The 11,448-nt window shown below is 54.9% G+C and carries 7 protein-coding genes and 1 CRISPR repeat array; all 7 genes read right to left on the reverse strand.

Annotated features, from left to right (window positions below):
* Positions 1-29 precede the first annotated feature (29 nt).
* The 7 genes from E1H13_RS12280 to E1H13_RS12310 all read right to left on the reverse strand — a co-directional run bounded on the left by E1H13_RS12280 (position 30) and on the right by E1H13_RS12310 (position 11,314).
* Positions 30-2,450, reverse strand: a complete 2,421-nt coding sequence (locus tag E1H13_RS12280; RefSeq protein WP_206070410.1) for an RAMP superfamily CRISPR-associated protein — start codon at positions 2,448-2,450, stop codon at positions 30-32.
* Positions 2,447-4,300 carry a hypothetical protein gene (locus E1H13_RS12285; RefSeq protein WP_169613711.1) on the reverse strand — a complete coding sequence of 618 codons (1,854 nt, stop codon included), beginning with the start codon at positions 4,298-4,300 and terminating at the stop codon, positions 2,447-2,449. The genes E1H13_RS12280 and E1H13_RS12285 overlap by 4 nt, the downstream gene beginning before the upstream one ends.
* Before the next feature lie 379 nt (positions 4,301-4,679).
* Positions 4,680-6,800: a tetratricopeptide repeat protein gene (locus tag E1H13_RS12290; RefSeq protein WP_169613712.1), complete on the reverse strand. Its 2,121-nt coding sequence runs from the start codon at positions 6,798-6,800 to the stop codon at positions 4,680-4,682.
* Between the two features lie 42 nt (positions 6,801-6,842).
* Positions 6,843-7,208, reverse strand: coding sequence for a four helix bundle protein (locus E1H13_RS12295; protein ID WP_169613713.1), 366 nt, complete (start codon positions 7,206-7,208; stop codon positions 6,843-6,845).
* Positions 7,209-7,508: 300 nt separating this feature from the next.
* Positions 7,509-9,263: a CRISPR direct-repeat array (repeat unit 35 nt; unit sequence GTTTCCGTCCCCTTGCGGGGTAATGAGATTTGAAC).
* 235 nt (positions 9,264-9,498) lie between these two features.
* On the reverse strand, positions 9,499-10,122 hold the full coding sequence (locus E1H13_RS12300; RefSeq protein ID WP_169613714.1) for a hypothetical protein: 624 nt from the start codon (positions 10,120-10,122) through the stop codon (positions 9,499-9,501).
* Positions 10,123-10,280: 158 nt separating this feature from the next.
* Complete coding sequence (locus E1H13_RS12305; protein ID WP_169613715.1) at positions 10,281-10,679, reverse strand: four helix bundle protein; 399 nt, start codon at positions 10,677-10,679, stop codon at positions 10,281-10,283.
* 215 nt (positions 10,680-10,894) lie between these two features.
* A complete protein-coding gene (locus tag E1H13_RS12310) occupies positions 10,895-11,314 on the reverse strand; it encodes a four helix bundle protein (RefSeq protein ID WP_169613716.1) in 420 nt (139 codons plus the stop codon).
* Between the last annotated feature and the right edge of the window lie 134 nt (positions 11,315-11,448).

The following is an 11,448-nucleotide window of genomic DNA, read 5'->3' on the forward strand; positions in this document are numbered from 1 at the left end:
AGATGTAGGGGCAGACCCATGTGTCTGCCCTAGCGGGGAATGGGGAGAGAACGCCTTGCGAGGTCTTCGAGGTGGCGTTTGTGTGCCCGAATAATGGCATCGACCAGGGTTCGCACCGCCTCGGCCCAGAGTTCTGTACGCAGCTCCTGATCGCCGTTTGCTGTGATGGTCAGCTTGTCCACCGTTGGTTGGTCAAACCCCAGATGCGCCCACACCCGGTCCTCCTCTGTGGCTGATAATTGTCGAATGGTATCTAGACTGCCCTGGGGCCATTTGGCTTCGCGGTTTTCTACGTTCTCCAGTGCTGTTAACCACTGGGGAACGGGGTTTTGAGCATTCTGTCCCAGCAGGCGACCGACAGCAGAACGTAAGCTGCCCAGTTGGCTCATCGGTGGATGGCTTTTGGGTTGGTTGTCCTTATCCAGAGTAATTTTGATGCCGAGGATGCGCTCCCTGGCAGTGGCATCGGCGGCGATCGCAAAGGCCTTTTGCTGAATCATCTCTCGCCATGCCGCCCGCTCAATTAAACGAGCGTACTCAAAGGAGGCGTGTCCCTTAGCAATGGGGGTAAAGCTTGTGCCAGGTTGATGGGATGTCGGCGCTTGGCGTGTTTTGCCTGCCAGGGCGGTCATCAGCAATGGGTCGTTGAAGCAAATTTGGCCGTAGCCTTCAGCCCGGCGATCGCCGATGCCCCTGGCCTCAAGCTCGGCTAGTTTTTCAGGCTTTGGTAGATCGCCTTCGATTTCATAGACTGCACAGCTCCCCGCCTGAAAGCCCAGCATCGACGGGCGGGGCAAGCCCCAGCGCACCTGCCAAGCTTCAGTGCGGTGCGATCGCATCATTACTGACAATAGCCCGACTTCGGGACGCTCCTGTAGTTCAACCCCCAGCTCAGCAGCCAATGCCGATCTGAAATCCTTAGGCGATGTAGTGGAACTCAAGGCGGAATTCCGCAGTAGCACATCCGACAGGCACCAGACGTAAAGCAGCTTGTTGGCGACAGGCTTGATGGGCTGACTCACTGGGGGTTGGGGGCTGATTTGCACCACGCCGTACTGGTCTTTTTTCGATTGCCCAATGGATACTTGGCCGTTGAGCGCTTGCCACCAATCGCCAGAGGTATTGTCTAACTGTTCTTTGAGAGTATCGGGAAGCCGCAGCTCTGCTTGCAGGATGGTACCCGCCGGAATTGCCTGATAGCTATAGATGCCGCCCACCTCGCGGGTGGGTCGCTGTACCTTATCTTGAATGGTGTTGTGGGTAAACAGCTCTAGAGAAACAGTTTTGTAGGCTGGTAGCTCAGCGCCATCCGTTAGCCCCACATAGCCGCTGCGCTCACTTTTGATTTGAACGTTGCCGGGATCAGCTTCTTCAAAGCGGTTGTAAATGCCCTGGCCCTTACTCAGTCCGCCACTGGATTTTTCACTGAAGATACAGAGAGGGGTGGGGCGACCAGCGGTGGCCTCAACGGCAATGGTGGCATTGGTGATCACTAGCTCGCTACTGGCGATCGCCTGGCTAAGGTTGATATGCCCTCCCAGGGTTTTGTGCAGATAGCGTAGCAGGTACCGCCCTGGAATAAAGTCTAAGGTCTGCACCACGTTACCCACAGTGCGGGCTGGAATGACAACAGGGGAGGTGGTGGTCAGGGTGAGGGGAATCGCCCACCAGGTCGAATCTTGGGCAGGCTCATGGGAGCCGGTATTTTTGAGCTCAGGCGGATACCACTGAGGCGGAACACCCACTTTAGTGTGGTGAGCACGTAGCCATTCGAGCCATTCAGTCGATTTGCTATCTAGCTCAATCTTGCACAGGCCGTTGCCCCGCCGCCGCTTGCCGCCCAGGCGTTCTACCATCTTTGCTCCAGCCACCACCAGGGCATAGGCGGCTTTTTGCTGATCTTCAGTGAGTTGCACTTCAGAAAAATCAAGGGCGCAGTGGTTCGCTGTCAGCACCGCATCCATTCTGACCAGTTCTTCGATGCGAAAGCAGTCTGGCATAGCCGACCCTGTCTCTGGATTGATCGCTACCCCAGGCTTCATAAAGGCGATCGCGGGCTTCAGCGCAGGCTTAGCCCTAAGCACCTCGCGAAGAACTGCATCCAACCGAGCAGAGCGAATTTGCAGCAGGGCCGGACGAGGCATTTGTTCGATCTGTTCTTGGTCTTGCTCCTGATTTTGAGGATCGAGTAGGGCGGGCTGGTCGCCAAACAGCAGGTTCACCCACTGGTGCCATGTTCCCCGGCTATCACCGCCATCTATGGCCAGGGCTACCTGTTCGCAGCCGTCTCGGAGAATGCCCGTCAGAGTTTTAGCGGGAATATAGGGCAAATCGTCTGTGTCGCGTTGCACAACGCGGTCAATCTCACCCCGCCCCGCCCCTGCGCCCACATGCCAGTCGCTCTCCATCAAGATTTTGAGAGTGAAGTCTGTCGCAGGATTCAGGCTCATGAGTTCACCCCCTCTGGCTGTTGAACTGGGTCAGTCTTGTCATTTTTCAAGAAATCCATGGCTTCTAGGGCATCTAAAAAGGAGGTAACAAATACCTCTCCAGAGTCGTCAGTGGTGGCGTGGAAGAGAGAGTCCCTAGCCTCAGATTCGGCGAATTTGGCCAGGTCGTAGCGCTGGCGAATCAGCCCATACTGGGCATCGGCAGCGTCTTTACCCCTGAACAGGGCCTCTCGCAGGAGGTGATATTGGCTGCTTGATAGCGGCGGCGGATGTTTCTGTTCTGTGGTTTCTGAAGTGGTCTGCTCCTTGCGATCGCCCAGAGCTTTGCCCTGCTTCAGCCACTGAACCCGTTGGTTCAATGTTTCCCAGTCGTGGAGCGTAGCCCAGGCATATCCCTCTGCCTGCTGGAGGTGTTCCAAGTCGCTAACGATGTAGGGGCGGTTATACAGCCGGGTCTGCGCCTCGGGCGTGAGCTTAGCCTGGATCGCCTCTAGGTCAATGCCAGTGGTGTCGTAGAGAATATGGAAGTCGAGGGCGGAGCAGGGAAAGGGGGTGTCCTTAGAAATCTTGTCGGTTGGCGGGCAGGTGATCTGTTGCTTCACCTGTTTGGCGGAGCGAATCAGCTCTGCGGCTAGGCTGTAGGCCACCGAGAAGGGGAAGTGACGCTTGACAATCGCCACACCAGCACAGGCCGAAAGCCGATCCACACCAAACGCGGCTTTCGCTATTGGTGCAATGCTCTCATGAGCTTTGGTTTGCTGCTCAAATGCCTGAAGAAACGCTCGGGTAAATTCCAGAGCGTAATGCCCATCACAGACCACGGTGAGGTCGTCCCCCCCGAGGATGAGCGGCACCACTGGCACCGCCCCATCTTTCTTGTCTGCCGGAAACACTTCATCTAATGCCCGGATGAATGCCGCTTCTGTGCATTTATCCAGGGCCAGGGAAAATTTGCGATAGGTGTTGATGTAGTTGCGATCGCTGGTGTCGTCACCCAGGTATCTCTCAAAGTTCAAGAAGATCTGGCCCAAACCATTGCCATCGGCATGGACAATCCCCAGCCAGGAGCGCGGGTCAGATGTGGCGTCGTCTTTCAGGAGTCTATCGCCAGAACTGGCGGCAGAACCCTGATCACCTTTTTGCCCCTCATCCACCAGCTGATCAATTTGTCTCGTTAGGCGTGGATCTAGCTTTGCTAGGCGCTCTTTAGCCTTGGGCGCAAATAACCACTTGGCATGATTCACCTGGGAAATCGCGCGGTGCCTGCCTCCCTCTGGCACGCGGGCACTGGCGGGCAACCCACTGGAAGTACACTCCGCCACAATCGGCAGCCGCAAAAAGCGGTTTTCTGGGGAGGGAAAATGCGATCGCTCTGTTTCCAGCTTGCGATGAACCTTTTGGATGGCTTCTGCCAGCGCACCATGCTTGCCCAGAGTCCCCACCTTTTCATAAACCCCGGCAATGGTTAACCCAGGGGCCTCAACCAATGCCCGGCGGGTTACCTCCCGAATAATGGATTGAGCAACTTCCTGAGTTTTTGTCAGGAACAACGCCTTCCCGGAGGCCGCAGTGAGAATTTCAACCGCCTGATCGGACTCCTCAATGGGAGGATTCTTAGCCGGGTCGAGAAGAATCTGCCTGAGCCGAGTAGAATCCGTCCAAACTTCAAAGCCTCGCTGTTCTGCCGGAGCGGCGATCGCCTCTAAAACCCACTGAGTGCCCGACCGATAGGTAAGTTCAGATGCACCAATGTTTTCTCTGAGCTTATTGGTGGAAAAAATATAGTCTTGATTGCTAGAAGTCTCAATAATGACGAGATATAGCTCGGTTGTAGGCGTTGTTTTAGGCATGATGTCACAAAGTTTCAGCCAATGAACCCCAGGTCAGGTTCCTTTAGAGAATCAGCCGCCCATGAGGCAATTCCGGAAAGTATCGTGAATTTAGTTCCACGCCTACCTATCTGGGCGGCAAAGACTCTCCTCGCGCCCAGAGTACCTCCGGCAAGATTCCCATGCGACCTAAGCTAGCGACGATCCGCTCAAACTACCGCTAATTGCCACAATCTTTACAGAATCACCAGAAATGGCAGGAGGGAAAAGGATGAAGGATGAAGGCAGAAGGATGAAGGCAGAAGGATGAAGGCAGAAGGATGAAGGCAGAAGGATGAAAAACAAACCGCTCCATCTCCCCATCTCCCCATCTCCCCACTCCCCCACTCCCCCACTCCCCCTACATCCCCACCTCGCTAGCCAGAGCCATCGCCCGCTCAAACGCCTTCACCGCCAAGCCTCGATCGCCCATCGTCTGGTACAGCAACCCCAAATACTTGTAGGCCGACACCTCTAGCGATTTCGCCCCCTGCTTTTTCAAAATGTCGATTCCAGCTTTTAGGTGGGCCAGGGCGGCATCATACTGACCCAGCTTCATCAAGGTTTCGCCCAGGTTGGCCAGGGTCAACCCCTCGCCCAACGGATCGCCAATCTGGCGGGCAATTGCCAGGGTCTGTCTGTAGTGCTCTACCGCCTGCTCATACTGGCCCAGTTCACTTTCGGCATTGGCCAGGTTACCCAGGGCCGCCGCTTCGGCCCGCTTTTCGCCAATCTGGCGGGCGATTGCCAAATCTTGCTGATGATAGGTCGCCGCCTGAGCGTAATCGTGTAGGTCGTCATAGACGTTACCGATGCTCCCCAGAGCCGCTCCTTCCCCAGCCACATCGCCCATAGCTCTGACCAGGGCCAGGTTTTGATGGTGGAACTCCAGGGCTTGCTCTGGGTGGCCCAGTTGCTGGTGGGTGTTGCCCAGCCCTTGTAGGGCACGGGCTTCGCCTGGGCGATCGCCCAGGGTTCTGGCCAATTCCAGGTGCCTTTGGTAGTGCTCTAGCGCCAGGTTGAACTGCCCCAGGGAGAGGTAGAGATTTCCCAAGTAGCCCACGGCGTTGGCTTCTCCCTGGCGATCGCCTACCTGTTGCGCGATCGCGATCGCCGTCTCGTAACACTGAATCGCATGGGGATTGTCGCCCACAGCACTTAAGGTGTTGCCCAGGTTACTCAGAGCCTGCCCCTCACGAGGGCGATCGCCCATCTCCTGTACAATCGCTAACTGCTGCCGCAATGCCTCGAACGCCTCGCCGTAGCTCCCCAGGGCGTGGGCCACTACCCCCAAATTGCCGTAGGCCAACCCCATCCCTAGCTTGTCACCAATCGCCTCGGCGATCGCCAGCTGTTGTCGGTAGCAGTCTGCCGCCTGAGGGTACTGGCCGATGGCGCTATGGGCGTTGCCCAGGTTGCCCAGGGCGTGGAGGGTGCTCTGGGAATGGGCCAGGCTTTGGGCGATGGCCAGGTGTCGCTGGTGGTAGGCCAGTGCCTGTTCAAAGTCGCCCGTGGCAAAGCACCCGTTGCCCAGACCACCTAGAGCGTTGGCCTCGCCCATGCGGTCGCCAATCTCTCTCGCAATTTGCCGTTGCTGATCAAAATAGTAGGTTGCCAACTCGTACTCCCCGAGGCTATAGCAGGCGCTGCCCAGTCCCCCCAGGGCGTTGCTCTCCCCCTGGCGATGGCCGATTTTCTGCGCCAGGGCCAGGTGTTGCTGGTGGTAGGTTTTGGCCTGCTCGTACTGGCCCAGAGCTTGGTAGCAGCTGCCCACATTGCCCAGGGCCGATCCCTCCAGCTCCAGGTCGCCCTCCGCACGGGCCAGGGCCAGGTGCTGGCGGTGGTACTCCAGCGCAGTCGCGTAGTCCCCCTGGGACTCGTAGATATTGCCCAGACTGCCCAGGGCAATGCCTTCGCCACTGCGCAGCCCCGCCTTGCGGGCAATCGCCAGCCACTGCTGTTGGTAGTCGATGGCGGCGGCATAGTCGCCCAGGGCATAGCGAATTTCGCCCAGGTGGCTCAGCACCATGCCTTGTTCTACTGGGGTACCCACGGGTTGCAAGATGGCCAGGCTGCGATCGCAGTACTCCTGGGCCTGCCCATAGTTGCCCTGGGCCTGGTACATGGCCCCTAGAAATTGCAGCAAGCGTCCTTGCCACAAGGGATCCACATGATCCACCAGGGCGGTATAGAGTTCCATCTGCTCAGGCAGATAGCCCCACAGCTTGAGCTGGTAATGCAGCTGGGCCTGGGCGGGGGTATCTAGCTCGTGCAGCATCAGGTGCAGCGCCCGCTGCCATTCTTCAATCTCGCAGAGGTGGTAAAACGCTTCCAGGTAGCCCCGCACCTGCTCCAGGTTTGAGCCTTCTGCCGGGGGCTGGTAGCGGGTCAGCCAGTTGACAATGGCCTGCCAGTGGGTGCGGCGGGTGCGGGGCTGCACGTGGCGAATGCGGGCCGGGTCAATGCCGAGAGAGGAGAGCACGTAGAAAGAGGGAAGAACGAAAAACGAAGAACGAAAAGAAGATTAAGCTTTGGCGCGGTTAGCTAAGGTGACGAAAATAGCGATGAGTTCGTTGGCTTCGGTCATTAAGCTGGTCAATTTCTGAGGTGCTACGAGATTAGCATCGGCAAGCAGTTCTAGCCAATAGACAGACTCTTCTAGCTCTTGGAGTCCGCCGCCTACTTTGCTGATGTACTCAGCTTTGGAGCGCGATCGCACGGCTTCTCGATAATGTGCCCCTACGGAGGTACCACTCCGTAGAAGCTGTTTACCCAAAACCTGAGCCTCGGTGCTTTTCGGCAATGAGCCATAAAGCTTGATGATCCGTAGGGCAAATGTCTTCGTTCGCTGCCGCAAGTCTTCCGGTTGAGAATTTTCGCTAACAGGCATTTTTAGCAGGTAGCTCAGCTTGCCTAGAGTACCCAGGGGGAGGAAGAAAGAATGAAAAAGGAAGAAAGAAGAACGAAAAGGGACTGCCGACATGCTCGATGTTGACCACAAATTTTCTATTTTCGTTTTTCCATCTACCCTCCGGGAAGGGCAAGCCCTACGTTCTTTAGTTCGGTTTCCGTCCCCCAGGGGAGAAAGAAGGAAAAAGGAAAAAGGAAAAACGAAGGGCATTTGGCCAAGATGAAGCGTGTTGACCACAAATTTTCTATTTTCGTTTTTCCATCTTCGTTCTTTAGTTCGGTTTCCGTCCCCTTGCGGGGTAATGAGATTTGAACTAGACGAAAATGGAGACCTGAATGTCAACACGGGAGGATGGTTTCCGTCCCCTTGCGGGGAATGAGATTTGAACTCGTACAAGGTTACAGTGATGCATCACAATCTGGTGTTTCCGTCCCCTTGCGGGGTAATGAGATTTGGACCTTTGGATTCTTCCTTGGAAGAATTTCAAAGTTGATGTTTCCGTCCCCTTGCGGGGTAATGAGATTTGAACCTTCCTGAACCTTCAGGGTGGGCATTCAAACACTCGCGTTTCCGTCCCCTTGCGGGGTAATGAGATTTGAACACAAGTCTTAGGAGACTTTTGTTTATGTCACGTTCTATCGGTTTCCGTCCCCTTGCGGGGTAATGAGATTTGAACCCAAATGACTAAGTTAGTTAGAGTTTCTTTGATTGTTTCCGTCCCCTTGCGGGGTAATGAGATTTGAACGATCGCTAAGGTCCTTCAATTAGGACTTCCTCAGAAGTTTCCGTCCCCTTGCGGGGTAATGAGATTTGAACGACTTGGTTTCACCGTTGCGCTCGCGCAAGCCTTAGGTTTCCGTCCCCTTGCGGGGTAATGAGATTTGAACGATGTCAATAGATATGAGTTTGAGGATTACGGAGAGTTTCCGTCCCCTTGCGGGGTAATGAGATTTGAACCACAGCTATTCATGGTACACCTGGTATTCGTCGAGGGCAGTTTCCGTCCCCTTGCGGGGTAATGAGATTTGAACTCTGGGATACTTTCTTCAACAAAAGAAGGAAGGAAGAGTTTCCGTCCCCTTGCGGGGTAATGAGATTTGAACCTTTACCAGTTCAATATGAGCTAAAGATGTCCAGTTGATCGTTTCCGTCCCCTTGCGGGGTAATGAGATTTGAACATGGTTCTTTGATCCAATGGATCATCAGTTGTACTTGTTTCCGTCCCCTTGCGGGGTAATGAGATTTGAACAGGCGCATAACAGTAAAGTAAAGGCTAACCACAAAGTTTCCGTCCCCTTGCGGGGTAATGAGATTTGAACGTATGAGCAAATGATGATTCGCGAGACGATGTATAAGCGTTTCCGTCCCCTTGCGGGGTAATGAGATTTGAACTTTCAACAGGTACTCATTGGTTACCAGAAAGCTACTTTGGGTTTCCGTCCCCTTGCGGGGTAATGAGATTTGAACCAGATGGCTCGTATAAGGTTGTCGAGTGTGAGAGTAATGAGTTTCCGTCCCCTTGCGGGGTAATGAGATTTGAACTTGGTTACCAGAAAGCTACTTTGGCTAGGTTTTTAAGTTTCCGTCCCCTTGCGGGGTAATGAGATTTGAACCGTTCACTTTGAACGGCTTTAATTCCGATACATTCCAGTTTCCGTCCCCTTGCGGGGTAATGAGATTTGAACAGTTGCAATCATTTATCCAAAGAATGGAGACCATAGTTTCCGTCCCCTTGCGGGGTAATGAGATTTGAACATTACCCTATTTGAGCCACTTAGCAAAAAGACTTCAAGTTTCCGTCCCCTTGCGGGGTAATGAGATTTGAACTATTCGGTTCACGATGCCCCCCCCTCCGGGGGCGACGTTTCCGTCCCCTTGCGGGGTAATGAGATTTGAACAAGAGGAGGCCCTCGTTGAAGGAGGGTGCTCCCGTTTCCGTCCCCTTGCGGGGTAATGAGATTTGAACTTTATTCCACAATGCTGAAGGGTTCACTTTCGAGTTTCCGTCCCCTTGCGGGGTAATGAGATTTGAACCCCCTCGATCTAGAACCCTTGCAGGGCAAGGCTTTCAACACCCCAAATCTGAGGGGGTCTAATCTAAGGTCAAATAATTGAGAATTCATGTCAATAACCCCTCTGCCAACAGGGCTGAAACCCTTGTACGGAGCGGCATCTGAGGGGGGCAACGAGACTATGGGGTTTTCAAGGTTCGCCAGACCCCCTCAGGTTAGCCGTTCAAACTCAAAGCGTCAACCTCTCAATGCTAACGTTAACAATTCTTCTGGCCGATGTGGGTCAAAATTTCTCGTACCACCCCACTCCTGCCTCGGCAGCTCACCAGCAAAACATCCCCCGATAGCGCCCCTAGCTTCCTCAGTCGCACAACGCTATCGGTCTGCTTATGCCGCATGTAGCCCGTAATCAACACAATCAGGTCACAGTCAGAAATTTTGGCCTTTATGTTGCTTCTCCCAATGCTGTGCTTCTCAAAGGGCGGCAACTCTACCCAGTGGAGCAGGCCATGGCGCTTCACTAGCTGATGAATCACCCCCCGCCGGGTTGAGTCATGCCCACCGACCAGAGCCAGTTTAGTGCCAGATACGTCAATCGTTGCCAAATCTACCGATAGCGCTTTCTCCGCGTTATCCGCCTGCTTAACTAACGGCTTTGGCAAAGCCAAGGGCTGAGCCTCAAAAGTGATATCGGGCCAGCAGGCAGCCTCAATCGCAGGCGGCCCCGCTTCCAGTAACGTCAACAGCTCAAACAGCTCTTGCAGCAGGTCTTCAAGCTCCCAAATTTCGAGCTGTAGATCGTCTCGTTCTGCTTTCATTTCCTCATAGCGTGCCTGCAACCCCCGATTTTCTAAACTCAGCTGGTGCCGCATTTGGTTCATTTGGTGGGTGATCCCATTGCATTCGGCCCTCAGCGCTGACAGCCTGCGCATTAAGCCTTGCTTTTCTCGTCGGTCGGCCCCTGAAATGCCCCTGAATAAAAGCCAAACCTGGTGATTAAGAGACGTTGGCACTCGTCTAAACCACTTGAAATAATGCATCATTGCAGCACCCCATCGACAGGTTTAACCCAAACAGAAGCGTTTTCGACTAACCGCTCCAGGGCGGCAAAAATGGTGCGATAGTGGCCAACTAGCTCTTGCCCAGCTTGGCAGTCCAGATATCCGCACCGAACTGCAACTTGCACCCAGGTCTGCATTTCTGCCGCCTCCGCCTGAGCATCGCTGAGCTTAGCGACAAAAGCCTTGCGGTAGCGGCGCTTGCCCCAGGCTTCGGCAATGCTGGCACACACCGATCGCGACGCCGTCAGCGACTGCCGGGTTAGCAGGTCTTGCTCTTCCTCCGGAAACCCTCGGGAGAGGCGGTATATATCCACCGAGCAGTTGAACGCCAGTTGGTAAACCTGAAGCTCTTGGTAGCTGTGAATGAAGTCGTGCATGGTGGTTTTTCCTTTAGAGATGAAGAGTGGGGGAGCGGGGGAGTGGGGGAGTGGGGGAGTGGGGGAGTGGGGGAGTGGGGGCGGGCAGGGTGCATAACGCTAAGGGGAGGCTCCGCACGCTAAGGGGAGGCTCCGCCAACGCGCGGAAATGCACCCCATAAGAATCGTGATCCCCCCCTCTCCCTCTCTCCCCATCCCCCCTCTCCCCATCCCCCCTACGCCGTCGCCCGCCAAACTGCCCCCTGGCTCCCCTGTCGCCGCTTGGCCGTCGCCATTGCGCTTGCCATCAGCTGATCGAGGGCTACATAAATACAGCGATAGCGGTCATACAAGCCTTGCCCCACACCAGCCGTGAGATACCCAGCAGCGATAGCAGCTTCAATCCAAATTTGCATCTCGGCTGCCTCCAGTTGAGCCGTGCTGAGGTGCCCAATCAAGGCTGCCAAATTGCGTCGTTTACCCCAGGCCGCAGCAATGTTGGCGCGCACGGCACGAGAGGTCGATAGGAGCTTTGCCGCCAGGTAAGTGTCGAAACCCTGAGGAAATTGGTGGATCAGGCGATACAAATCAACCGAACCCTCGAAGGCCAGCTGATAGACCTGAAGGTCTCGATAACTGTGAACAAAATTCTGCATGGTGATTTCTCCAGTCAAACAATAAACTCCCGGTTCGCTCATTTTTGAGTGAGGTCGGCCAATTAGGTTAGATTTGGGCTATGGAAACTCCTCTAACCGTTATCACAGAACGGGTTGACGATATTCCCCTGCTG

The organism is Nodosilinea sp. P-1105, from assembly GCF_012911975.1.
Classification (GTDB): Bacteria; Cyanobacteriota; Cyanobacteriia; order Phormidesmidales; family Phormidesmidaceae; genus Nodosilinea.